We start from the raw sequence: 24,928 nt of genomic DNA, 5'->3' as shown, positions 1-24,928 counted from the left end.
GGGGGGAGAAAGATGGGGAAAGTCTTTGGGTTACTCGGACATCCGGTCGGTCATTCCATGTCGCCGTCTATCCATAATGACGCCTTTCGTTCATTAGAAATTGACGCGAATTACCATGCGTTTGATGTCAGCCCGGACAAGGTGAAAGAGGCGATTGAAGGAATCAGAGCGTTGGGCATTGCGGGCTGTAATGTCACCGTACCACATAAAGTGGCGGTCATCCCGCATTTAGATAAAATTGATGAAGAAGCTGCACAAATCGGGGCAGTCAATACGATTGTCAACGAGGATGGGTGCTTAATCGGCTATAATACGGATGGGCGCGGCTATGTCGAGTCGCTGCTCGAAGAAACGGAAAGCCTGGCAAAAAAACACGTGCTGATGATCGGAGCTGGGGGCGCAGCCCGCGGGGTGGTGACGGCACTATTGCGTGAAGGAATCGGCAAGCTGACGATGACAAACCGGACGCTCGAAAAGACAGAGCCGCTTCTTCAGCTGGCGCGCGAGTTCGCGACAGATGCTGAAGCGATTCACAAGCAGGAGGCGGAAGAGCGTCTAGCTGAATTTACTATTATCATTAACTCAACCTCAATTGGGATGAGTCCAAATGTCGAAGAAATTCCACTGTCGCTTGAACGAATTACGAGCGATCAGGTTGTCAGTGATTTAATTTATAATCCGTTGGAGACGAAACTATTGAAAGAAGCGGCAATGCGGGGAGCGAAAACGGTCAATGGTGTAGGAATGTTTGTCAATCAGGCCGCACTTTCGTTTCAGCATTGGACGAAGCAGCAGCCGGACCGGAACCGGATGAGGAATATTGTATTGGAAAAATTAGGAGGATAATTATGCTAACCGGAAAACAAAAGCGATTTTTGCGTTCAAAAGCGCACCATTTAAATCCGATTTTTCAAGTCGGGAAAGGCGGCGTCAATCAAAATATGAGCAAGCAGGTAGCCGAAGCGCTTGAAGCACGCGAGCTGCTTAAAGTGAGCATTTTGCAAAACTGTGAGGATGATAAGCAGGAGGTGGCCGACGCTCTAGCGAAAACAACGGGAGCCGAGGTCGTACAGATTATTGGTCATACGATCGTGCTTTATAAAGAATCAAAAGAACATAAAGAGCTGATTCTCCCTTCCTGAGAGGAGGCGTAAATGTGAAGAAAATCGGGCTGTTTGGCGGAACATTTAATCCGCCGCATCTTGGCCATATGCTATTCGCTCAGGAAGCGTGTTTAGCTTATGAGCTTGATGAACTGTGGTTCATTCCTGTTAATGTACCTCCTCATAAGGAAAGTGACGAATTGGCTTCAAACGACGACCGGATTACTATGCTGAAGAAGGTGACGGAGCGCCATAAGACCTTTTCCGTTTCCACGATTGAAGTGGAACGGGAAGGTCCTTCCTATACGGTTGATACGGTTAAGCTGTTAAAAAAGCAATACCCGGATGAGAAGTTTTATTTTCTAATCGGTGGCGATATGATTGATTATTTGCCGCACTGGCACCGGATTGATGAGCTGATGACACTGGTGACCTTTATCGGCACGAAGCGTCCTGGCTCAACGTCGGCTTCCGTTTATTCAGGGGCGGTCGAGCTATTGGATATGGTTCAGGTTGATTACTCCTCTACGATGATCCGGCAGCGGATTGCGGAAGGGAAGCCGATTACATATATGGTTCCTGATGAGGTTGAAAAATTTATAAAGGAAAGAGGATTGTATGAAGCGAGAAGAAGCCCTGCAACGGATTAAACCGCATTTAACGGAGCACCGTTATGTTCATACATTAGGGGTACTCGAGAGCGCGCTCATGCTCGCTGAACGCTACGGGGCCGATCAAAAAAAAGCGGAGCTGGCGGCGATTTTTCATGACTATGCTAAATTTCGCGATAAAAAGGAAATGAGAGCGCTCGTTCAGGAAAGACTATCTGATAAGAGTATTCTCGATTATGGGGATGAGCTTCTCCATGCCCCTTGTGGCGCTTATTATGTCGCGGAAGAAGTCGGGCTTATCGATGAAGAAGTCCTGAATGCGATTCGTTACCATACGACCGGACGGCCGGGGATGAGCCTGCTGGAAAAGATTATCTTTCTTGCTGATTATATTGAGCCGGGGCGGGTATTTAAAGGAGTAGAAGAAGTGCGTGAAATCGCGCAAAAGGATCTCGACAAAGCGATTGTCGCCGCGCTTGCCAATACGGTAAGCTTTTTGCTGAAACGCGGGCAGCTCGTTTACCCAAAAACGATCGATACGTATAATCACCTGATTGCCGAAGCAAAGAAAGCATAATGCTTCAATCATAAATTTTAAAATGAAAAAGGAGATGTGAGAGAATGAGTCATTCCCCCCTGCTATCCTTAGCGGTAAAAGCAATGGATGATAAGAAGGCAGAAAATATCGTTGCCCTGAATATGAAGGGTGTTTCCTTGATTGCCGATTATTTCGTCATATGTCACGGGAATTCTGACAAGCAGGTGCAAGCGATTGCCCACGAAATTAAAAAGGTCATGCAGGAGCATGATATCGATATTAAACGGCTGGAAGGCTATGATCAGGCGCGCTGGGTGCTGATCGATATCGGCGATGTCGTCGTCCATGTATTTCATAAGGATGAACGGTTATATTACAATTTGGAAAAACTGTGGGGCGACGCGCCGGTCATTGAATTAGAAGGAGTATTAGGATAATGGAGCTTAAGCCCGGATTTGTCGTAACATTAGAGGTCGTACGTCAGGCGCGCTTCGGCTTCTTTTTAAGCGATGGAAACATCGATGTTCTCCTTCATCAACGGGAAGCGAAGGAAGGCGTGCAGATTGGCGATAAAGTGGAGGTTTTTCTCTATCAGGATCATCAAGGTCGTCTGTCGGCGACGATGGAAGAGCCTTTGCTCAAGGTTGGAGAGATCGCCTGGCTTGAAGCGGTTTCAGTGCGAACAGGGCACGGCGTGTTTTTTCATAATGGGATCGCCCGTGATCTGTTTCTTTCGATGGATGAACTGCCATATGATCGTGAACGCTGGCCACAGCCCGGTGATAAGCTGCCGCTTTCTTTAACATGGGATAAAAAAGGGCGCTTAATGGCTCGGCTTGTCCGCGGAGAACCGATTGAAAAGATGGCGAAGCCGGCACCTGCCGAGATGCTGAAGCAGGAGGTTGGCGGATACGCCTACCACTTCCTTGACGAAGGTGTAAGGCTGTTTACCGATGAAGGCTATATCGCGTTTTTGCATCACGATGAAATGACTGTGGAGCCGCGGTACGGGGAATATGTACAGGCGCGTGTTATTTTTGTTCGTGAAGACGGCAAGCTGAATGTCACAGCGCGACCGTTGCGCTCGGAACGTCAGCAGGAGGATTCAGAACGGATCTATGATTATTTGGTTGAACGGGGAGGCTCCATGCCTTATTGGGACAAGACCCCGCCGGAGGATATCAAGGCGCGCTTTCAGATGAGCAAGGCGGCATTTAAACGAGCATTGGGAAAGCTGATGAAAGAAAACAAGATTGAACAGCGCGACGGCTGGACCTATACGAAGGAGCATCTATGAGCTATAAAGTATTTGCCGCGTTATATGATCAATTGATGCAGGAAGCCCCCTATGATGAGTGGCTGGCGTACGTAAAGCGGCAGCTTGATTCTGACAGCCTGGCGGGCAAAGCGGTCATGGACGTCGGCTGCGGCACGGGTGAGCTGCTCGTCCGTTTGGCGCTTGAAGGAGCCCGGGTTACAGGCGTCGACCTTTCCGCGGAAATGCTGGCAATCGCCAATGAAAAATGCGAAAAGACAGGTGTGCAGGTAACGCTGCTCGAGCAGTCGATGACGGAGCTGGCCGGTGATGAAAGCTATGATGTCATCACGATTTTCTGTGATTCGCTCAATTACCTTGAGCGGGAAAGTGATGTTCAGGCTACCTTTGAGGGTGTTTACAGCCGGCTCAAGCCTGGCGGACTGCTCTTATTTGATGTCCATTCCATTCATAAGATTGAAGAAGGGTATATCGGCCAAACGTTCGCTGACGATGAAGGGGAGATAGCCTATATTTGGACTGCCTTTCCTGGTGAATATCCTGCTAGCGTCGAACATGAACTGACCTTTTTCATCGAGGACCGCTCTCCCTACTACATCAAAAAAGAGGAGCTGCATAAGCAGCGGACTTTCGCGATCAGCCAATATGAAGCGTGGCTGACCGCTGCCGGCTTTACCGTAAAAAGGATCACGGCCGATTTCACTGAAGCGTCCCCGCATGAACGAAGTGAACGAATCTTTTTTTGTGCAAAAAAATAAAGGATTCTACAAAATGAATGGCGAAATTAAGGGGCAGATCAAACGGGTTTCCCCTTGATCTGCCCTTGAACCTTGAAGCAGCAGGCTGCGCGCAACGCTATTTATTGGCAAAGGCAGTCGAAAGCAGCTCCTTGTCTTCGGCATATTTTTCCTGTGTTTGCTGAAACAGATGATCAAACATCTGCCCCACTTCCTCTTCCAGCACTTTGATTCCCTCTCCCGTAATGCCACCTGGTACACACACCCTCTGTTGCAGCGACGGCAGGGTGAAATGTTCTTCCTCCAGTAATTTACCCATTCCAATTAACATGTTTGTCGCCAAAATCGTCGCATCTTCCCTCGAAATTTTTGTTTGCCGTACAGCCCCTTCGATAAACTGTTGAACCAAATAGCTGAAAAACGCCGGTCCGCAGCTGACGATATCAGATGAAACGCGGGTAATGTCCTCATCAATAAGCAGAGGCTCTGAAATCGAGCGCATTATTTGCGTGACAAGCCGGCGGTCTTCTTCCATACATCTTTCTCCAAAGCTTAAGAGCGAAGAACCGGTTAACGCCCGGTTTAAAATGCTCGGAATTGCACGTGCAACCTTGCAGTCCACCATATGCTCCAGTTCCCTGACGGCAATCGGACTCGTAATCGAAATGAGGATTTTTTCCGGTCGGCAGTGGGGTGCAAGCTGCCGCAGCAATTCGGGGAATTGTAACGGTTTGACACATAGAAATGTGACATCGGCCTGCTTGACGACAGCCATCCCATCTTCGACCACATTCAGATCCTGGAACCGAGCTTGAAGCGCTTCTGCCTTCTGCTTTGTCCGGTTCGTAATAATCAATTGTTCGGCTGCGATCCGGCCAGAGTCAATGAACGATTCGAGCAGAATGGTTCCCATGCTTCCTGTCCCTATTATCCCGATTTTCATGATGCCCCCTCCTTCATTCATTTTCACACGAACATCGTTATGACGAAGTGTATGAAGGAACAAGGCATATTATGTCATTTTTTCACACGGCAAGAAGGAGGTTTATCCCCTTTGGCGAGAGCGCCCCGAAGCAGCGCTGTTTACACGGAGCCGCCACCGACCGCTGAAACGCGATTATTTGCTGCGCTGAATGACGTCCTTGACCATCTCGACTGTGACGGTTTTTCTTGTCGGGAAGTGAAAGCGCGCCGCAGTTTGGTTCATTTCATTTGTAATCCGGTTGATTTCAGTTATGTTTATTTCCTGCCCCGCCTTTGCCGCGGTAAGGACATGTTCAATCGCTTGTTCCCGTTTCGCATCGAGTTCCCGGAATTGCTGTTGAGCCTGCCGGTGTCTCTTCACTTGTTCGCTAATTTGTAAATGGACGGCCATTTCATTTTCTCTCCTTTATTGCTTATTCTCACAAACGAACCCCCTTTAATTTCGAAAGGAGTGATTCCTGTGAAAATGCTAAAGCTTAATCGGCTACAGCTTGCCCTTGTTGGCTTAGTAGCTCTTTTAGTAAGTGTAGTCCTGTTTCAGCATTTTCGCAATGCTGAAATCGAGGAAGCGGCCCAGCCGGAGAATGGGTTTTTATTTGAAGTCGAGCTTGAGGAAACAGAGGAGGAGGAGCCGCCGGCAGTGCGGACGATAATCGTCGATGTAAAGGGAGCGGTGCATGCCCCCGGTATCTATCAGCTTGACGAGGAGAGCCGGGTTTATGATGTAATCGAACGCGCCGGAGGCTTTCGGGAGGAAGCGGCCGAGCAACAGCTGAATTTGGCAGAACGCGTTTACGATGAAATGATGATTTATGTTCCGGCTGAAGGAGAAACGGAGGAACTCCCTGGACGTCACGGAGCGGCCGACGCTGGCAAAATTGCGATCAATCAGGCTGACGCGAGGGAGCTGGAGCAGTTACCCGGAATCGGCCCGGCTAAAGCGGAGGCAATTATTACGTATCGCGAGGAGCAGGGACGTTTCAGCGATGTCGAGCAGCTGCTTGATGTGCCGGGTATCGGCGTGAAGACGCTGGAGCAGCTGCGCGAGCATATCAGCGTTAAATGAAAGCGTTTCAAGGGGAAGAATATTCTGATAAAATAGGCATGTACGATGATTCCGTTTAATGGGGAGGAGAAAGGGATGGCAGAAAAGAAAAACTGGTCGATCGGGACGATCGCTGTTCACGGAGGACAAGAGGTTGATTCAGCTACACAGGCGCGCGCTGTGCCGATTTACCAAACGACGTCTTACGGATTTAAAAATACCGAGCACGCCGCCGATCTGTTCGCTTTAAAAGAGTTCGGCAACATTTACACGCGAATTATGAATCCGACGCAGGATGTATTCGAAAAGCGGATGGCCGAGCTCGAAGGAGGAATCGGGGCGTTGGCGACGGCGAGTGGTAGTTCGGCGATCCATCTCGCGATTTTGAACATTTGTGAGGTGGGCGACGAGGTTGTCGCTTCAAGCGCGCTTTATGGCGGGACGTATAATCTGTTTGTCCATACCTTTAAAAAAATCGGCATCACCGTTCGTCTTGTTGACGGGACGAAGCCGGAAGCCTTCGAGGAAGCAATCAATGAAAAAACAAAAGTAGTCTTCGCCGAGGTGATCGGCAATCCGAACGGAGACGTCCTTGATATCGCGGCCGTTGCAGAAGTGGCTCATCGTCATAACCTGCCGCTGATGGTTGATGCGACCTTCGTCACGCCTGCGCTGTGCCGGCCGATCGAGCACGGGGCGGATATTGTCGTTCATTCAGCGACGAAATTTATCGGCGGACACGGAACGTCGATCGGGGGCATCATCGTTGATAGTGGGAATTTTGACTGGAATAATGGCAAATTTCCGGGCTTGACGGAACCTGATCCAAGCTATCACGGTCTCGTTTATACGGAAGCGCTCGGACCGCTCGCCTATATTATTAAAGCGCGCGTCCAGCTGCTGAGAGATCTTGGTCCGGCGATCGCGCCGATGAACGCCTTCCTGTTGCTACAAGGGCTGGAAACACTGCATTTGCGGATGGAACGTCATTGCGAAAACGCGCAGAGTGTGGCAGAATATTTGGATAAGCATGAATTAGTGGAATGGGTCTCGTATGCCGGTCTTCCATCGCACCGTTCCTATCAAAACGCGGAACGCTATCTCCCGTCGGGCAAGGGGGCGATTTTAACGTTCGGTATCAAAGGTGGCCTGGAAGAAGGCAAACGGTTTATTAATGCTTTGGAGATGTTTTCTCATGTGGCGAACGTCGGCGATGCGAAATCATTGGTGATTCATCCGGCGAGCACGACCCATCAGCAATTAAGTGAAGCCGACCAGAGAGCGGCTGGCGTTTCACCGGAGCTTATCCGGCTTTCAATCGGGATTGAAGGAATTCAGGATATCATCGCTGACTTGGAGCAGGCTTTGCAAAAAAGCCAGGCTTAGGTGTCTTAGAAGAATAAAAGAAGACGGAGATTTGTTTTGCTTACGGCGAAATGATCGTACAAATCACTGCCGTTTCGGAGTTGTCCCGAAAATGGGACAACTCCTTTCAAACAGAAAGAGGAGTGTATGAAGTTGGAGAGAATTTCTTGGGATCAATATTTTATGGCGCAAAGTCATTTGCTTGCTTTGCGGAGCACATGCACACGGTTGATGGTCGGAGCGACAATTGTGCGGGAAAAACGGATTATCGCCGGCGGTTATAATGGCTCTGTTACAGGGGGCGCGCACTGCATTGATGAAGGCTGCTATGTCGTTGATAATCATTGTATTCGCACGGTGCATGCCGAAGTTAACGCTCTGTTGCAATGTGCCAAGTTCGGCGTACCTACAAACGGAGCGGAAATTTATGTAACGCATTTCCCATGTGTTCATTGTGCAAAAGCACTCATTCAGGCCGGGATCAAAACGGTTTACTATGCCGAAGACTACAAAAACCATCCATACGCAATCGACATGTTCGCGGAAGCGGGCGTGACCGTTGTGCAAGTGCCTTATCACAATCTTTATGATGAACAGGAGCAGCTTCAAAAAAAAGCCTTTGCCACAGGTCTGCTTGAGCGCTTGAAGCAGGCGGGAGCTGATGAGGATGAACTGCAAAAGCTCCAAGCCGAGGCTGATAAACTCTTTTCCTAATGTGGCAGAGGGAAGCAGGGAGGTGTGTCTTTGACGAGGGTGCTTCCTTTCTTCGCCGTCGCGGCGTCATTGGGCCTGATTTTGGCTTTACGCGGCCCAAGTCCTGCTTACTACCTTTTCACAGTCGTTTTTCTTTTCTTCGTATGCTTGCAGCGCGTGAGGTTTCGTCAGCTTTTCCTCAGCGTGGCAGCGGCTTTCCTCCTCTATTATCTCGTCGGACTTGCTGAACTTGAGCGTCATGAAACGGTTCACAACGCTGGTGAACAGACATTGCCGGCGACGATTGTCGATATTCCGCTTGTTGATGGTGACCGTATGACGATGCGGATAAAGGGGCCTCACGACGAAAGGCTGCTCGTCCAGGCCTATATGACGAATGAAAGTGAGCAGCACTTGTTCAGAAGCTTCTCACCCGGAGATAGATGTATGATCAGCGGCTCTCTCACCCGCCCCGTCCCCCCAACGAATTTTGCCCAATTTGATTACCCGCAATATTTAAAGGAACAACAGCATATTTATTGGATTGTCCGTGCGCGGCAAGGAGGAATCAACTGCTATCAGACAAGTCTGACGGTGCGAACGGCACTCCAGCGTTGGCGGCAGACACAGATGCAGACAATTGAGGAAACCGTTTCTCCGAAGCTCGCCGGCATCATGACCGCGCTTTTGTTCGGTGAAAGGCTGTTGCTTGACGAGGAGATCCTCCAGGCTTACCAGCAGCTTGGGGTCATTCATCTTTTGGCGATTTCAGGCTTGCACGTCGGTCTCGTCACGGCGGCGGCTTTTTATGGCCTGATTCGTTTTGACGTAACCCGTGAACGGGCATTTGACCTGTTGTTTTGTTTTCTCCCAGTGTATATGATTATCGCGGGGGCAGCACCACCTGTAATCAGAGCTTCCTGCATGACAATGGCCGTTCTTGTCTGCTTGCGTTTCCAGCTGCGGCTACCTCCTTTAACAGCGGTGGTGGCGGTTTATATGATGTATCTCCTGATCAAGCCAACAGCTTTGTTTCAGCTCGGCTTCCAGCTTTCCTTTCTCATTACGTTTGCCTTGCTTGTATCGGCTCCCTTGATCGAGCGGCGCTACGCTCACCCAATCGCCCGCCTCCTTTGCATAACGACTTTATCCCAGCTAATGGCAACGCCTCTTATTCTCTTCCATTTTTACGAAATTTCCTGGATCAGTATCTTTGTCAATCTGTTTTATGTACCCTTTATCTCATTTTGTGTCCTGCCGCTCGTCTTTCTTGGCTTTATTCTCTCATTCTGGCTTCCGTTTGATGGAAATCCCATCCTTGTTCTGCTGGAATGGGGAGTGAGCCTTGCTCATACCGGTTTAACTGAATTGGCCCGACATCGCTGGACGATGATTATCACAGGTAAACCGTCTTTTTCTTTCATTATCGTTTTTTACGGTGTGCTTGTTTACGGCTGTCTCGCCTGGGAGCGGGGCAAGCAGGGCTGGTGGCGGGTGCCGGCATGCCTGCTTGTCATTCTGCTGGCATTCCAGATGCTGACTCCATATTTGGATGGCAGGGCGAAGGTGACGATGCTCGACGTTGGACAGGGAGACAGCTTTTTGCTTGAGCTGCCATATCGGAAGGAAGTCTATTTGCTTGATACAGGCGGGACGATCACTTATTTTGATGAAGAATGGCGCCGCCGTCGCCGGTCGTTTGATGTCGGGGCAGATATTGTCGTTCCCGAATTAAAAGCGCGCGGTATTCGGCAAATCGACCGCCTGATTTTATCACATGGCCATCTCGATCATATTGGCGGGGCCGTCGCCTTGAATGAGGCGCTCCGGATAAAAGAGGTGCTTTATGGCAGTGGAGACATGACAGAGCATGAAAGAGAGATTTTGACTGCGTTGCAGCGTCAGGCGCCGATTCGCGTCGTCAGACAAGGGGAGAGCTGGACAGTCGGGGGAAATCGATTTGCCATTTTAGCACCGAACAAGCAGGCTGCCACCGACCCGAACGTCAATGAACGGTCGATTGTGTTGTATGCGGAAATCGAAGGTGTTTCGTTTCTTTTTACCGGTGATCTTGAGGAGGAGGGGGAGCGTCGCCTGCTGGCGGCCTATCCGTCGCTGGAAGTCGATATTTTAAAAGTTGGCCATCACGGGAGCCGGACTTCGACGACGGAGGAGTTTGTCGAACAGCTTAAACCGAGTGCGGCATTCATTTCGGCGGGTCGCAACAATCATTTCGGTCATCCACATCCCGAAGTGCTGACACGTTTGGCGACCCATCATGTCGGGGTATGGCAAAGTAATCAGGGAGCTGTGCGGCTCTATTTAAAGGACGGGCAGCTGAACGTGGTCCGCCCAAGTAAAGCCGGCGAGCTTCCGTAAAGGGCGGGAGGTGATTTGGCAAAAGAATGTCGACGCACTCTCCTCGGCCTCTGCTCATTGATTATTTCCGATCCTTTCGAATTTTTTTCAAAAAAAAGCCGATTCCGCATATGCAGGAATCAGCTCTTTTTGGCCTGGTGACCTCAATTTGGTTTGTTTAAAATGCACTAAATACATCAACGAGATTAGCAATGATAAAAAGTAGTGCAAAGAAACCGAAAGAGGCGACAAAGGCCACACCAGAATCAATCGCATCATTACGTTTGCTTTGTACATCTTTTTCAAAATGATTCATCTGGCACCCCTCCTTGTTCAACCTATAGTATACGGGATGAGCCTTTAAAAAGCCAGCTGGAAAAGCGGAATACCGCCGGCCTTCCCCGTTGATTCCCGAAAACGGGGCTTCGCGGCAAGCGCTGTAAGCGGGAAAAGGAAAAACCAACTATTTTATGAACAATCGACTGGCTTGATTGTAAAGAGTTGTCACCTATAGTTTACGCCGGCATAGGATATCATAACAACTGAAGACGGTTATGGTTATCGTCGAGGGCAGGCGCACCCGGGAGCTTGCTGCTTGGCGTTTATCATAAATGGGGTGTGGTTCTTAGCGGACTCCACCCCCCTTATGTTCGCTTTCTTTCCCTTGTTTTCTGGACATAGCTTGGGTAAGCTAGAAGAACAGGAGATATTTTAAGCATACCCGAACGACTGAAAAAGATGCAGGAAAAAAGAGGAAGGTAGACCATGTCATACATTAAGACCAAAAAAAAGCTCGAGCAGGGCAACATCGACCGTGTGTATTTTTTGCATGGGACGCAGACATTTTTAATTGAGGATATTACCCAGCAAATCATTGCCAAAGCTGCTGTTGAGCAGGAAAACGTCATTACATACAGTTTAGTTGATACACCGCTGGAGCTCGCGGTAGAAGAAGCCGAAACATTCCCGTTTTTTGGCGGCAAGAAAATTGTCATTGTTCAGGATTTCTTTTTTGTGACAAGCCAGAAGCCGGAAGGGAAAATCGAGCATGATCTGAGCAGGCTGGAACGCTATCTCACTGCTCCTTTGCCGGAATCGATTCTGATTTTAATCACACCATATGAAAAACTCGATGAGCGGAAAAAAATAACGAAAGCGCTAAAAGAGCATGCCACGGTCGTTGACTGTGCTCCATTCGACGCGAAAATGACTGAAGAATGGCTGGAGGACCAGGCGCGGGAAAAGGGATTTCGCTTTACCGGACGGGGTAAAGAGCAGCTAGTAGAGCGGGTCGGCCCGCAGTTGCTGTTGCTCGCCTCGGAAATCGAGAAGCTCGCTTTATATGTCGGAGAGAACGGGCAGGTAGATGAGGACGTCGTCGCGCTGCTTGTCGCCCGTTCACTCGAGCAGGATGTCTTTGCCCTGCTTGATCTTGCGGTGAAGCAGCAAGCGCATGAGGCTTTGCTCCTGTACCATGATTTGCTGAAGAAAAAGGAAGAACCGCTTAAGCTACTTGTCCTGATCGCGCGCCAGCTCAGGATTTATTACCAGGTAAAGGAGCTAACACGGCGCGCTTATTCCCAGAAACAGATGGCGGCACAGCTGAAGCTTCATCCATATGTGGTCAAGCTGGCCAGCCAGCAGGCGGGCCGCTTTGAGGATCGGCAGCTGCTCACCTTGCTGAAGCAATGCGCCGATACCGACTTCGCAATTAAATCAGGTAAGGTGGACAAGGTGCTCGGAGTAGAGCTGCTCGTATTGAAACTGGCAAGTGCTTCCATCCAGCATGCATAAAAATATGCACAGTGGCTTTTTTAGAAAAAGAGGGTGTTCCCAAAAGCGTTAGCTTTTTCGGAACACCCTCTTTCAAGAAAAAACGCTTGTGGCGTTTTTCTTATGATGCAGAAACACTGTTAAGCTGCTTTGCTAAGCGGGACTTTTGGCGAGAGGCAGCATTTTTATGAATAAGTCCTTTGCTTGCTGCTTTGTCAAGCTTTTTGCTAGCTTCTGTGTATAGCGCTGTTGCAGCTTCTACTTCACCTGCTGCAGCCTTTGCTTCAAAGTTTTTGATAGCAGTGCGAAGAGCAGATTTGATCGCTACATTATGAGCACGACGCTTATCATTTGTTTTCACACGCTTGATCGCTGATTTAATATTTGGCATATCTTTCACCTCCTGATCGATCATCAATTCCTTCATGAGGAACGGCTTTGCTTCGTTTATACAACAAATTGCATTCTATCAAAAATGCCCCGTAATTGCAATAGAGGAAAGTGAGAATGAAAGGTTTTTTCTTGACGCCATTTCTGGAAGAATGAAAAAAACAGGAGTGGAAACACTACACGTGCGAGTTAATTTTCGAAGCGAGGTGGTCAAGATGGCTGATGAATTAAATCTGGAGCGCTATCAGGTCCGGACGGATTTAGCTGTAGAAGCGCGTGAAATGGTGTTGGAGGAGGAGCAGAAAAAGCAGGAGAATGTCGCCGCTGAGGATCTCAGTGGGATAGAGATAAAGGAAGAAACCATTGACGGAGTGACGCTGACCCACGTACATGTCGACGAGGTAGGAGCGAAGCGGATGAATAAGAAGCCCGGTCATTATTTGACGTTTGAAGCGCAGGGCATTCGAAAAAAGGATACCGATCTTCAGGAAAAAATGGAGCGGGTATTTGCCGACGCGTTTCATTCCTTTATGACTAATATTGGCATTAAGGAAACGGATACGTGCCTCGTCGTCGGGCTCGGAAACTGGAATGTGACGCCGGACGCCCTCGGCCCGCTGGCGGTCGAAAATCTGTTAATTACCCGCCATTTATTTGAGCTTGCTCCGGAGCAGGTGCAGGAAGGATTTCGTCCGGTCAGCGCGATCGTCCCGGGGGTGATGGGAATTACCGGAATTGAGACGAGTGACATGATTTATGGGATTATTGAAAAGACAAAGCCCGACTTTGTGATCGCGATTGATGCCCTTGCAGCCCGCTCGATTGAACGGGTCAATACAACGATTCAAATTGCGGATACCGGTATTCACCCCGGAAGCGGGGTCGGTAATAAACGGAAGGAATTAAGTAAGGATGCTCTCGGTATTCCGGTGATTGCCGTCGGCATACCGACCGTCGTTGATGCGGTTTCGATCACGAGCGATACGATTGACTATGTGCTGAAGCATTTTGGCCGGGAAATGAAGGAAGGCAAGGCGCCGTCGCGTTCACTGACTCCCGCCGGGATGACGTTCGGTGAGACGAGAAAGCTGACCGAAGAGGATTTGCCGGCAGAAGAAAAGCGCCGGACGCTAATGGGAATGGTCGGCACTTTGCCGGAGGAGGAAAAGCGTCAGCTCATTCGCGAGGTACTGGCGCCGCTCGGACACAATTTAATGGTTACACCGAAGGAAGTCGATGTCTTTATTGAAGATATGGCCAATGTCATCGCCTCCGGCTTAAATGCCGCCCTGCACCGTCAGGTCGATCAGGGGAACGTCGGCGCCTATACGCGTTAACAGCCGCAGACAGGTCAAAAGGCGAGTCGACCGAAAAGATTGAAACAGCATACAACACTGGACTTGTTCAAAAAGGTGAAATCAACCTTTTGGGGCAAGTCTTTTTTTGAGCCAGCCTCAAAAGACTGTAACGCCTTCGCACGCCGCTTCTAAAGAAAAGCAGCTGTATGGCTTTTTAGTAGTGAGGGTTTGGCTTTTCGACCTCGCTCCCGGGATAGGAGGCACGCTTTCCGCGGAAAGCGAAGTCTATTTCAGGAGCGACGGATTCCCCTCTTTTCATTTGTTCGGATAATCAGATAGAAGATAAGTTTGACCAAGCAGCGTTTTGTCTGTTGTCTGAGAAAAGCGATGTCTATTTTCACCTGCACTCTCATAGAAGTTAATAAAGCTCCTTTTTAAAAGTCGGAAGAAGAATCGGACAAGTATCAATTGCAGCCGTCATACTAGAGGAGAAGGAGAGAGACTATGCGAAAAAAGCAATTTCACGGATTTACGGTCAAGCTAAACCGGACGAGCCTAAAACGTTATATTGCTCTCGTCATTACAGGAATTATTGTTCTGTTTCTTTTTGCAGGAATGCTCACTTCAGTGGAACCGGGATATGGGCTTGCTTCGACCCAGGTTCATGAATGGGCGAGTGATTTTACCGGGGAACATTTCGTTCATGTGCTCGCCATGGAGAATCAATATTTTTCCCAGGTGCTGCCGGAGGACAGTGAACCGTTAAAGGTGTCCAATCTTGCTTTTCGAGTAGCGACAAGTCTAAACCCTGAGGATCCGAGAAGCCTGCTTGGCAGAGAGCTGCCCGGCTTTGCTTTATTCGATGGCAGAATCGCTGTCGCTGGGGAAGGAACGGATTACACGAACTTGCCGATCGAATCTGCCCCGCCGATGGAAGTACTGATGGCGGAACGTGAAGCGACAGAGGAGAGCCTGGCGATGCTGGAGCAGCTGGAGGAAGACGCCAATGCGCTTGAAAGTACAAACGGTAAGAAGGTAGTCCATATCATTCATTCGCACAACTATGAATCGTTCCTGCCGGAGCTGGAGACGGATGTTCCTAATGAAGCCCATCATAGCCAGGTCAATATCACGCTCGTAGGCGAAAAATTCTCTCAAGAGCTAGAAAAAAGAGGAATAGGGGCAGAGGTGGAGCAGCGCGATATTCAGGCGAGCCTGAGTGAACGCGGCTGGAGTTATCCACGCTCGTATGATGCTTCAAGAGAAATGGTTGAGGAAGCGATGGCACAAAACCAGGATCTCCAATTTTTCTTCGATATCCACCGCGATTCTCTGCGTCGTGATCGAACGACCGTCACGATCAATGGCGTCGAATATGCACGGACGATTTTTGTGATCGGGGGCAACAACAGTAATTACAAGCATAATCTGCACCTGGCGGAAGAGCTCCATAATATGCTGGAAGAAAAATATCCGGGATTAAGCCGCGGTGTCATTATTAAAGAGGGGGCGACGACGAATGGACGCTTTAATCAGGATTTATCAAATCAGTCCGTTTTATTGGAAGTCGGCGGGGTTGACAACACATTAGAGGAAACGTATCGCAGCGTAGAAGCGATGGCCGAGGTATTTGCTGACTATTACTGGCAGGCTGAAGCAGTAGAGGCAGAGGCAGAGGTAGAGAAAGGGGAAGAGTGATCGTGAAACGGCTTATGGTTCAAGTAATCGTCACCGGTACGATTTTATTGCTCGGCGCTTTGGCGGGTGTCCAATATATGAATGAGCAACTTGGAATCACGCAGCCTGTTCCGTTAACCGTTCCGGAAAATGTCCCGGAGGAAACCGAGGCGGCAGCCCCTTCCCTTTCCAAACAGGAGCTGGCAGCCAAATACGAACGGGTCGAACAGGTTGGGCGGCTGAATTTCTTTTCGGAAATGGGGACATCATTGGCCGATGGAATGAATAAGCTAAGCCGTTCGTTTTTATCACAGATCATGGCCTTTGTTCGCCAGGTATTGAATGGGGAGGAGGCAGCGTAAAGCTTTTTACCGGCCTTGAAAAGCTGCCGCGCCTTTCGTCTGGTTACTTCAAGCATGGGCAGAAGATAAAAGCGACTTCGGCGATGGCGAGGTCACTGTTGCTTGCGCGGACAACCATTGGTATAATCAGAAATAGTGCACGTTGGACGAGAATGTAGGAGTGATCAAGTCATGAATAAAGAACAAAGGCTGGCGCGGCAGTCGAAAATCCGTAACTTTTCGATTATCGCTCATATTGACCATGGGAAGTCAACTTTGGCTGACCGGATTTTAGAAAAAACGGGCGCGCTCACTGAACGGGAGATGAAGGAGCAAACGCTTGACGCCATGGACCTGGAGCGGGAGCGTGGGATAACGATTAAATTAAATGCCGTCCAGCTGACCTATACAGCAAAAGACGGAGAAGAATATATCTTTCACTTAATTGATACACCGGGGCACGTCGATTTTACCTATGAGGTATCTCGGAGTCTGGCCGCCTGTGAAGGAGCGTTGCTGATCGTCGACGCCGCTCAGGGAATTGAAGCGCAGACGCTGGCGAATGTTTATCTGGCGCTTGATAATGATCTTGAAATTTTACCGGTCATTAACAAAATTGATTTGCCAAGCGCGGAGCCGGAAAGAGTCAAGCAGGAGGTCGAGGAGGTCATTGGACTAGACACATCCGATGCTGTGCTTGCCTCGGCGAAAAACGGAATCGGGATTGAAGAAATTCTTGAACAGGTTGTAGAAAAGGTGCCTGCGCCGACCGGTGATCCGGAAGCGCCGCTGAAGGCATTGATCTTCGATTCGCTGTATGACTCCTACCGCGGGGTTGTGGCCTACATTCGAATTGTCGAAGGAACGGTTAAGCCGGGACAAAAGATTAGAATGATGGCGACAGGCAAGGAATTTGAAGTGACAGAGCTTGGCGTCTTCACTCCAAAAGCGGAGAAGCGCGATGAATTAACCGTCGGCGATGTCGGCTTTATGTCAGCCGCGATCAAAAATGTCGGCGATACGCGGGTCGGGGATACGATTACCGGTGCGGAAAACCCTGCACCGGAGCCTTTACCGGGATATCGCCGGATGAATCCGATGGTGTATTGCGGGCTTTATCCGATCGATACGAATGAATACAATGATCTCCGTGAAGCGCTCGAGCGGCTTGAATTGAACGATGCTTCGCTTCAGTATGAGCCGGAAACGTCCCAGGCGCTCGGCTTTGGTTTTCGCTGCGGCTTCCTCGGCCTGTTGCACATGGAAATCATTCAGGAGCGGATCGAGCGTGAATTCGGCATTACGCTCATTACGACGGCTCCTAGTGTTATCTACAATGTCAAGATGACGAACGGCGAGGAGCTGCGCATCGATAATCCGGCGAACATGCCTGACGCGCAAAAGATTGAATCTGTCGAGGAGCCTTATGTTAAAGCGACCATTATGGTGCCGAACGACTTTGTCGGCTCGGTGATGGAGCTATGTCAGGGCAAACGCGGTATCTTTATTGACATGCAGTATCTTGATGCGAACCGTGTCCAAATTATTTATGAGATTCCATTATCGGAAATCGTCTATGATTTCTTTGATCAATTAAAATCAAATACAAAGGGCTATGCTTCATTTGACTATGAGCTAATCGGCTACAAGCCGTCGAAGCTCGTGAAAATGGATATTCTGCTAAACGCGGAAAAGGTTGACGCTTTATCGGTCATCGTCCATCGTGATTTTGCGTATGACCGCGGAAAAATCATTGTCGAGAAGCTGAAAGAGCTTATCCCGCGTCAGCAGTTTGAAGTTCCGGTTCAGGCGAGTATCGGGCAAAAAATTATCGCTCGTTCGACGATCAAAGCGATGCGTAAAAACGTTTTGGCGAAATGCTACGGCGGTGATATTTCACGGAAGCGGAAGCTGTTGGAAAAGCAAAAAGAAGGGAAAAAGCGGATGAAGGCAGTCGGAAACGTGGAAGTGCCGCAGGAGGCCTTTATGGCTGTACTGCGCATGGACGATTGATACCCGTCGCGGGTGTCTTCATCTTCCAAAATGAGGCAGTGCTCCGTACTGCGCACCGCTTCGGAGATGTCTTAAAGGGTTGAGGAAATCCTTTGGGACATCTCCTTTTTCCTTAACTGGACATCAGAGAAAGGAGGATAAGAATGAGAACAGCAGCTTATGTGCATATTCCTTTTTGTGAACAGATTTGTTACTACTGTGACTTTAATAAAGTTTTCCTGAAAAATCAGCCCGTCGATGAATATATTGAGGCACTGCTTTTGGAAATGGAACGGACGCTTGAAGCGCAGCCGACCGACCGGCTGAAAACGATCTATATTGGCGGAGGAACGCCGACTGCTTTGTCCGCTGAACAGCTGCAAAGATTGTTAACGGGAATGCGAACGATTTTGCCGCTAGCAGAGGTGGAGGAATATACGGTCGAGGTAAATCCTGACAGCCTTGATGATGATAAGATCACGGTCCTGAAGGAAGGCGGGGTGAACCGGCTCAGTCTCGGGGTACAAAGCTTTGATGAAGGACTGTTACAGGAAATCGGAAGGACGCATTCACGGCAAAGTATCATCAGTGCGGTGGAGCGAAGCCGCAAAGCTGGATTAACGAATCTTTCACTCGATTTAATGTTCGGCCTGCCAACACAGACTCCCGGGCAATTTGCCGCAACGCTTGCTGAAGCGCTGCGCCTTGATGTTCCGCATCTGTCGGCCTATTCGCTGAAAATTGAGGAGAAAACCGTCTTTTACAACCGACAGCGAAAAGGGCGGCTGCAGCTTCCTCCAGAAGAGGATGAAGTAAAGATGTATGAACAGCTTCGCCGGGATACCGCGCGTGCCGGACTGATCCAATATGAAATCAGCAACTTTGCCAAAGTGGGCTACGAAAGCAGGCATAATCTCGTTTATTGGAATAATGAAGAGTATTATGGGTTTGGCGCGGGAGCTCATGGCTATGTCGACGGCATCCGTCATCAGAATCATGGTCCTTTGCCGAAGTATTTACAGGCAATCAGACAGAAAGAGGCGCCTGTTCTCGTGAGCCATTTGGTAACACGGGTCGAGCGGATCGAAGAGGAACTGTTTATGGGACTGAGAAAGCGCGACGGCATCAGCCGCTTGAAATTCGAAGAAAAGTATGGCCGGACGCTGGAGGCTTACTTCAACCGGCAGATTGATGATTTAGTGGAACGCGGCCTGCTGGAAGTGACGCCGGAGCGGATCGCGCTGACGGAGCAAGGGCTGCTCCTCGGTAATGAAGTATTCGAACAGTTTATCGCTGTTTTGGATGAAGGCGTCATCGAATGAGGAAACGTTTCAATATTGACAAATGGCGCCTGATTTGATAATTTATCATTAGATTTAGCACTCGGTTATGTTGAGTGCTAACAGAGGTGATATACGGATGTTAACTGAGAGACAATTGCTCATTTTACATGCTATTGTTGATGATTATATCCGCTCCGCCGAGCCGGTCGGCTCGAGAAGTATTTCGAAGCGGGAAGATATAACATTTAGTCCAGCTACGATACGAAATGACATGGCAGATTTGGAGGAGCTCGGCTTTTTAGAAAAGCCTCACAGCTCCGCTGGCCGTATTCCTTCTCAGAAAGGGTATCGCTACTATGTTGACCACCTCCTTCAGCCTCACCGCCTAACGGCAGATGAAAGGCTTGATATCCGTTCGATTTTTTCGGACCGGATTCAGGAATTGGAAGAGGTCATTCAGCATTCAGCTAGAATTTTATCCAATATGACGAGCTACATCTCGTTGGTGCTCGGCCCGGAAATGTTCGAGGCGACGTTGAAGAACATTCAAATTATCCCGCTCAGTAAAGGGTCGGCGATTTTAATTCTTGTGACGGATACAGGGCATGTTGAGAATCAGACGATTTCTGTACCGGAGTCCATTGACGCTTCCGATCTGGAACGAACCGTCAACATTTTAAATGAACGGCTCGTCGGGGTACCATTGTATCAGCTGCGGCATAAATTGAAATCGGAAGTCGGTCATGTGCTGCGCGCCCATATTCAGAATTACCGGCAAATTATCGGAATGCTCCTGCCTTCCGTTGACCTGGAAAAAACAGAAAAGATTTTTTACAGCGGGAAGACGAATTTGCTGATGCAGCCGGAGTTCCGCGATATCGAAAAAGTCCGTATTCTGCTGAATATGCTCGAAGAAGATGAAAAGATGAATCAGATACTGCGAACGCCGCATGCAGGTATTCAGGTGAAGATTGGTCAGGAAAACAAGCTTGAAGCGTTTGATAACTGCAGCTTGATTACAGCTTCTTATTCCATCGGCGGCAAGCATATGGGAACGATCGGCATCCTTGGTCCGACGAGAATGGAATACCGCAGGGTGATCGGCGTCCTTGATACAGTGTCGAAGGATTTAACGAAGCTCTTAACAAGGTTGTATCAACAAGGGTAGAAATGGTAATATTGACAATTAGTTATTGCTATCTGAACCGTGTTTGCAGCAGCGGCTGAAGTTCTTACGTGAGAACGGGTGCCATTGTCTAGGGGGCTGTCAGCCATGGCCCCCGCTTGATTTTACATAACGATCTGTTAATTTTATGAGGAGGTGAACGAATTGAACGAAAAGGAATCGCAAGCTGTCGAGGAAGAAACACTTCAAGCTGAAGAGAACAAGGAAGAAGAAGTGGTAGTGGAAGAGAAGACCGCAGACGCTGGAGAGGAAGTCGCTGAAGAAGAGGTAACGTCCGAGCAGAAGGAAATCGAGGAACTACGGAACCGTCTTTTGCGGACTCAAGCAGATTATGATAACTTCCGGCGCCGTTCTCGTGAGGAGAAGGAAGCGGCTGCTAAATATAGATCGCAGACTGTCATCGAAGCTCTCCTTCCGGTTATCGATAACTTCGAGCGCGCTTTGCTCGTGAAGCCGGAAACGGAGGAAGCGAAATCATTGCTTCAAGGGATGGAAATGGTCTACCGCCAGTTTCAGGATGCGCTAAAGAACGAAGGTGTTGAAGTGATCGAGACGGTAGGTCAAACCTTTGATCCTCATTTGCACCAGGCGGTGATGCAGGTGGAGGAGCCTGAGTTTGAATCGAATCAGATTGTGGAAGAATTACAAAAGGGCTATAAGCTAAAGGATCGCGTCCTGCGCCCGTCGATGGTCAAGGTTAACGCTTGATCCTTTACATATGTATGATAATTCGTGAAGTGGAGGAATAAACCATGAGTAAAGTTATTGGAATTGACTTAGGGACAACGAATTCTTGTGTCGCCGTGATGGAAGGTGGCGAAGCAACAGTTATTCCAAACCCGGAAGGAAACCGTACAACTCCATCCGTTGTTGCTTTTAAAGATGGTGAACGTCTTGTCGGGGAAGTTGCGAAGCGGCAGGCGATCACAAATCCGAATACCATTATTTCGATCAAACGCCATATGGGAACAGGCCATAAGGAAACGGTCGAGGGAAAAGACTATACACCACAGGAAATTTCAGCGATTATTTTACAAAAGCTCAAGTCCGATGCAGAAGCTTATCTCGGAGAAAAGGTAACAAAGGCGGTTATTACAGTACCGGCCTATTTTAATGATTCCCAGCGCCAGGCGACAAAGGATGCCGGTAAAATTGCCGGCCTTGAAGTAGAGCGGATTGTCAACGAGCCGACTGCCGCGGCATTGGCATACGGCCTTGAAAAGGAAGAAGACCAGACGATCCTCGTCTATGACCTTGGGGGCGGAACGTTCGACGTGTCGATTCTTGAGCTTGGCGACGGCTTCTTTGAAGTAAAAGCAACGTCCGGTGACAACAAGCTTGGCGGGGATGACTTCGACCAGGTAATCATCGACTATCTTGTTGACCAGTTCAAAAAGGACAATGGCATTGATCTTTCCCAGGATAAGATGGCGATGCAGCGTTTGAAGGATGCAGCGGAAAAGGCGAAAAAAGATCTTTCCGGCGTAACACAGACGCAAATCTCACTGCCGTTCATTACAGCTGATGCGACAGGACCGAAGCACTTGGAGCTTTCATTAAGCCGCGCGAAGTTCGAGGAGCTGTCTGCAGACCTTGTTGAACGCACACTTGGACCGACTCGCAATGCGCTTTCTGATGCAGGTCTTTCAGCGAGCGAAATTGACAAGGTTGTTCTCGTCGGGGGATCAACGCGTATCCCGGCGGTGCAGGAGGCAATCAAGAAGCTGACAGGCAAGGAGCCGCATAAAGGGGTTAACCCTGATGAAGTAGTAGCGCTCGGTGCTGCTGTTCAAGCTGGCGTTCTGACTGGTGATGTAAAGGATGTTGTCTTACTAGACGTTACTCCGCTCTCTCTCGGAATTGAAACAATGGGCGGCGTGTTCACGAAGCTGATCGATCGGAATACGACGATCCCGACTTCTAAATCACAAGTGTTCTCGACGGCGGCTGATAACCAACCGTCTGTTGATATTCACGTTCTTCAAGGGGAGCGTGAAATGGCAGCCTATAACAAAACACTCGGCCGCTTCCAATTAACAGACATTCCACCGGCTCCACGCGGTGTGCCGCAAATTGAGGTCACATTTGATATTGATGCGAACGGTATCGTTAATGTTAAGGCGAAGGATCTTGGCACTAATAAAGAACAGTCAATCACAATTACATCATCTTCCGGTCTGTCTGACGAAGAAATTGAACAGATGGTGAAAGACGCCGAGGCGAACGCCGAGGAAGATAAGAAGCGCCGTGAAGAGGTTGAACTGCGCAATGAAGCTGACCAGCTTGTCTTCCAAACGGAAAAAACGTTGAAAGACCTTGGCGATAATGTTGAGCAGGCGGAAAAGGATAAGGCGGAAGCGGCGAAGGATAAACTGAAAGCTGCGATCGAGTCAAACAATATTGACGAAATCCGCACGGCGAAGGATGAGCTGCAGGAAATTGTGATGGCTCTCTCAACGAAAATGTACGAACAAGCAGCTCAAGCAGCTCAGGCGTCCCAGCAGGCTGAAGGCGGAGCGGCGGATGCTGCCGGCAAACAGGATGACAATGTCGTCGATGCCGATTATGAAGAAGTAAAAGAGGATGACAAGAAGTAAGGTTGACCAGCCCTCTTGGAGATGATATCGCAAAAAGGATGAGTGTTTCCTTTTAAGATATCCCCGGAGCAGCGTGCGAAGTCTGCACAGCAGGTTTACTGTGCTTCCCTGCTTGCTTGCGCAGACCGGAGCCACTGCCACCTCTTGATTTCAGGGGTTGTCTAAAAAGGAAGCTTTACCTTTTTAGACAACCTTTTTTCAAACGAAAGAAAGAAAAAATTTTTCGGGTGGATTCGAGGAAGGGCGGCGGCTTCACGCGTTATGTGGCCGTTTGAAAGAATCACGCTTTCAGACGGTTTTAAATGAATGTAACGGCTCCGCACGCCACTTCTAAGAAAAGCCGCTCTACGGTTTTCTTAAGGGACTATCTTTAAAGCCCTTCGTCGGACTTGTCCTGAAAAGGTAAAAATCGGCCTTTTAGGAACAAGTCCTTTTCTACGGAATGATGAAAGCAAAACATGGGTATTGCACGGCTTGCAGGGGAAGGCGTTATGATGGTATGATGAACGTTATGGAAAAGAGTCGGGAGTGGATGACATGAGTAAACGAGATTACTATGAAGTCCTTGGTGTCGATCAGAATGCTTCAGTTGATGAGGTGAAAAAGGCGTACCGTAAATTAGCACGCAAGTATCACCCGGATGTCAATAAGGAAGCGGATGCTGAGGAAAAGTTTAAAGAGGTAAAAGAAGCCTATGACACATTGAGCGATCCTCAGAAAAAGGCGCGCTACGATCAATTTGGCCATGCCGATCCAAATCAAGGCTTTGGTGGCGCCGGCGACTTTGGCGGCGGCTTCGGCGACATCTTTGATATGTTCTTTGGCGGCGGGGGACGCCGGAATCCGAACGCCCCGCGGCAAGGAGCTGATTTGCAATACACGATGACGCTTGAATTTAAAGAAGCTGTGTTCGGCAAGGAAACGGAGATCGAAATTCCGCGCGAGGAAACATGTCAAACGTGTACCGGTTCAGGGGCGAAGCCTGGAACGAAGCCGGAAACATGTTCGCATTGTGGCGGAAGCGGTCAATTGAATGTTGAACAAAACACACCATTCGGCCGCGTTGTCAATCGCCGTGTTTGTCATCATTGTCAGGGAACCGGTAAATTCATTAAGGAAAAATGTACAACATGCGGCGGCAAGGGGAAAGTCCGTAAGCGCAAGAAAATTAATGTGAAGGTCCCTGCCGGAATTGATCACGGCCAGCAGCTGCGTGTTTCCGGGCAAGGGGAAGCCGGGACGAATGGCGGTCCTCCGGGAGATTTGTTTGTAGTCTTTAATGTGAAGCCGCATGAATTCTTCGAGCGTGACGGTGACGACATTTACTGCGAAATGCCATTAACGTTTGCCCAAGTGGCATTGGGTGATGAAATTGAAGTTCCGACATTAAATGGAAAAGTAAAACTGAAGATCCCTGCCGGCACACAGACAGGAACGAACTTCCGCCTGCGCGGCAAAGGAGTGCCGAATGTCCATGGTCGCGGGCAAGGTGATCAGCACGTGAAAGTCCGTGTCGTTACACCAAAGAATTTGACCGAAAAAGAAAAGGACCTGATTCGCGAGTTCGCGCAAATGAGTGGCGGTCAGCCGGATGAACAAAATGATAACTTCTTTGCCAAAGTGAAACGGGCGTTTAAAGGATAATTGGGATGGAATCGAAAGGATGGAGTTGGAAAAGATG

General features: G+C 49.1%; 25 protein-coding genes. 21 read left to right on the top strand and 4 right to left on the bottom strand.

The annotated features are described in order from the left end of the window. Positions 1-12: 12 nt before the first annotated feature. From aroE to M3212_RS12195, 7 genes are read left to right on the top strand one after another with little or no spacing between them, the layout of a single operon-like run. Complete coding sequence (gene aroE / locus M3212_RS12225) at positions 13-846, top strand: shikimate dehydrogenase (RefSeq protein ID WP_251194260.1); 834 nt, start codon at positions 13-15, stop codon at positions 844-846. 2 nt (positions 847-848) lie between these two features. Further along, a complete protein-coding gene (gene yhbY / locus M3212_RS12220) occupies positions 849-1,142 on the top strand; it encodes a ribosome assembly RNA-binding protein YhbY (RefSeq protein ID WP_251194259.1) in 294 nt (97 codons plus the stop codon). Positions 1,143-1,156: 14 nt separating this feature from the next. Next, on the top strand, positions 1,157-1,753 hold the full coding sequence (locus M3212_RS12215; protein WP_251194258.1) for a nicotinate-nucleotide adenylyltransferase: 597 nt from the start codon (positions 1,157-1,159) through the stop codon (positions 1,751-1,753). Continuing rightward, positions 1,722-2,291, top strand: a complete 570-nt coding sequence (yqeK, locus tag M3212_RS12210; RefSeq protein WP_251194257.1) for a bis(5'-nucleosyl)-tetraphosphatase (symmetrical) YqeK — start codon at positions 1,722-1,724, stop codon at positions 2,289-2,291. Before M3212_RS12215 ends, yqeK begins: the two co-directional genes overlap by 32 nt. Before the next feature lie 44 nt (positions 2,292-2,335). Beyond that, a complete protein-coding gene (gene rsfS / locus M3212_RS12205) occupies positions 2,336-2,689 on the top strand; it encodes a ribosome silencing factor (RefSeq protein WP_251194256.1) in 354 nt (117 codons plus the stop codon). Continuing rightward, positions 2,689-3,549, top strand: coding sequence for a CvfB family protein (locus M3212_RS12200; protein WP_251194255.1), 861 nt, complete (start codon positions 2,689-2,691; stop codon positions 3,547-3,549). The genes rsfS and M3212_RS12200 overlap by 1 nt, the downstream gene beginning before the upstream one ends. Continuing rightward, a complete protein-coding gene (locus M3212_RS12195) occupies positions 3,546-4,286 on the top strand; it encodes a class I SAM-dependent DNA methyltransferase (RefSeq protein ID WP_251194254.1) in 741 nt (246 codons plus the stop codon). Before M3212_RS12200 ends, M3212_RS12195 begins: the two co-directional genes overlap by 4 nt. 97 nt (positions 4,287-4,383) lie before the next feature. Here M3212_RS12195 and comER read toward each other — a convergent pair whose 3' ends face one another. Both comER and M3212_RS12185 read right to left on the bottom strand, forming a co-directional pair. Beyond that, positions 4,384-5,208, bottom strand: coding sequence for a late competence protein ComER (gene comER, locus M3212_RS12190; protein WP_251194253.1), 825 nt, complete (start codon positions 5,206-5,208; stop codon positions 4,384-4,386). A gap of 174 nt (positions 5,209-5,382) precedes the next feature. Then, positions 5,383-5,640: a DUF2533 family protein gene (locus M3212_RS12185; protein WP_251194252.1), complete on the bottom strand. Its 258-nt coding sequence runs from the start codon at positions 5,638-5,640 to the stop codon at positions 5,383-5,385. Between the two features lie 75 nt (positions 5,641-5,715). On the opposite strand from M3212_RS12185, the gene M3212_RS12180 reads away from it, so the two are divergent. The 4 genes from M3212_RS12180 to M3212_RS12165 all read left to right on the top strand — a co-directional run bounded on the left by M3212_RS12180 (position 5,716) and on the right by M3212_RS12165 (position 10,731). Further along, positions 5,716-6,315 (top strand): helix-hairpin-helix domain-containing protein, encoded by a 600-nt coding sequence (locus tag M3212_RS12180; protein ID WP_251194284.1) that lies wholly within the window; start codon positions 5,716-5,718, stop codon positions 6,313-6,315. A gap of 75 nt (positions 6,316-6,390) precedes the next feature. Next, positions 6,391-7,680 (top strand): homocysteine synthase, encoded by a 1,290-nt coding sequence (locus M3212_RS12175; RefSeq protein ID WP_251194251.1) that lies wholly within the window; start codon positions 6,391-6,393, stop codon positions 7,678-7,680. A gap of 132 nt (positions 7,681-7,812) precedes the next feature. Next, positions 7,813-8,373, top strand: a complete 561-nt coding sequence (locus tag M3212_RS12170; RefSeq protein WP_251194250.1) for a ComE operon protein 2 — start codon at positions 7,813-7,815, stop codon at positions 8,371-8,373. Positions 8,374-8,412: 39 nt separating this feature from the next. Beyond that, entirely contained in the window at positions 8,413-10,731 is a 2,319-nt protein-coding gene (locus tag M3212_RS12165; RefSeq protein WP_251194283.1) for a DNA internalization-related competence protein ComEC/Rec2, read from the top strand. Between the two features lie 157 nt (positions 10,732-10,888). Here the strand turns inward: M3212_RS12165 and M3212_RS12160 are convergent, their stop codons facing one another. Then, complete coding sequence (locus tag M3212_RS12160) at positions 10,889-11,026, bottom strand: YqzM family protein (RefSeq protein WP_251194249.1); 138 nt, start codon at positions 11,024-11,026, stop codon at positions 10,889-10,891. Between the two features lie 449 nt (positions 11,027-11,475). On the opposite strand from M3212_RS12160, the gene holA reads away from it, so the two are divergent. After that, a complete protein-coding gene (gene holA, locus M3212_RS12155; RefSeq protein WP_251194248.1) occupies positions 11,476-12,504 on the top strand; it encodes a DNA polymerase III subunit delta in 1,029 nt (342 codons plus the stop codon). Positions 12,505-12,604: 100 nt separating this feature from the next. On the opposite strand, the gene rpsT is transcribed toward holA, so the two are convergent. Then, positions 12,605-12,874 carry a 30S ribosomal protein S20 gene (rpsT, locus tag M3212_RS12150; RefSeq protein WP_251194247.1) on the bottom strand — a complete coding sequence of 90 codons (270 nt, stop codon included), beginning with the start codon at positions 12,872-12,874 and terminating at the stop codon, positions 12,605-12,607. Between the two features lie 214 nt (positions 12,875-13,088). Here rpsT and gpr point away from each other — a divergent pair, with 214 nt between their 5' ends. The 9 genes from gpr to dnaJ all read left to right on the top strand — a co-directional run bounded on the left by gpr (position 13,089) and on the right by dnaJ (position 24,891). Next, positions 13,089-14,210 carry a GPR endopeptidase gene (gene gpr, locus M3212_RS12145; protein ID WP_251194246.1) on the top strand — a complete coding sequence of 374 codons (1,122 nt, stop codon included), beginning with the start codon at positions 13,089-13,091 and terminating at the stop codon, positions 14,208-14,210. A 465-nt stretch (positions 14,211-14,675) separates the two neighbouring features. Further along, positions 14,676-15,869 carry a stage II sporulation protein P gene (locus M3212_RS12140; RefSeq protein WP_251194245.1) on the top strand — a complete coding sequence of 398 codons (1,194 nt, stop codon included), beginning with the start codon at positions 14,676-14,678 and terminating at the stop codon, positions 15,867-15,869. A 2-nt stretch (positions 15,870-15,871) separates the two neighbouring features. Further along, positions 15,872-16,210: a hypothetical protein gene (locus M3212_RS12135; protein WP_251194244.1), complete on the top strand. Its 339-nt coding sequence runs from the start codon at positions 15,872-15,874 to the stop codon at positions 16,208-16,210. Between the two features lie 171 nt (positions 16,211-16,381). Further along, positions 16,382-18,202, top strand: a complete 1,821-nt coding sequence (gene lepA / locus M3212_RS12130) for a translation elongation factor 4 (RefSeq protein ID WP_251194243.1) — start codon at positions 16,382-16,384, stop codon at positions 18,200-18,202. Between the two features lie 143 nt (positions 18,203-18,345). After that, positions 18,346-19,503, top strand: a complete 1,158-nt coding sequence (hemW, locus tag M3212_RS12125) for a radical SAM family heme chaperone HemW (RefSeq protein ID WP_251194242.1) — start codon at positions 18,346-18,348, stop codon at positions 19,501-19,503. Between the two features lie 97 nt (positions 19,504-19,600). After that, positions 19,601-20,632 carry a heat-inducible transcriptional repressor HrcA gene (hrcA, locus tag M3212_RS12120; RefSeq protein WP_251194241.1) on the top strand — a complete coding sequence of 344 codons (1,032 nt, stop codon included), beginning with the start codon at positions 19,601-19,603 and terminating at the stop codon, positions 20,630-20,632. 162 nt (positions 20,633-20,794) lie between these two features. Beyond that, positions 20,795-21,358 carry a nucleotide exchange factor GrpE gene (grpE, locus tag M3212_RS12115; protein WP_251194240.1) on the top strand — a complete coding sequence of 188 codons (564 nt, stop codon included), beginning with the start codon at positions 20,795-20,797 and terminating at the stop codon, positions 21,356-21,358. 44 nt (positions 21,359-21,402) lie between these two features. Beyond that, the gene (dnaK, locus tag M3212_RS12110; RefSeq protein WP_251194239.1) at positions 21,403-23,247 is read left to right on the top strand and encodes a molecular chaperone DnaK; all 1,845 of its coding nucleotides are present in this window, start codon (positions 21,403-21,405) and stop codon (positions 23,245-23,247) included. Between the two features lie 537 nt (positions 23,248-23,784). Then, the gene (dnaJ, locus tag M3212_RS12105) at positions 23,785-24,891 is read left to right on the top strand and encodes a molecular chaperone DnaJ (RefSeq protein WP_251194238.1); all 1,107 of its coding nucleotides are present in this window, start codon (positions 23,785-23,787) and stop codon (positions 24,889-24,891) included. Positions 24,892-24,928 lie beyond the last annotated feature (37 nt).

The sequence above is a fragment of the Halalkalibacter oceani genome, assembly GCF_023715705.1.
Taxonomy (GTDB): Bacteria; Bacillota; Bacilli; order Bacillales; family Bacillaceae_D; genus Halalkalibacter; species Halalkalibacter oceani_A.
This window is presented reverse-complemented; position numbering and strand designations above follow the sequence as displayed.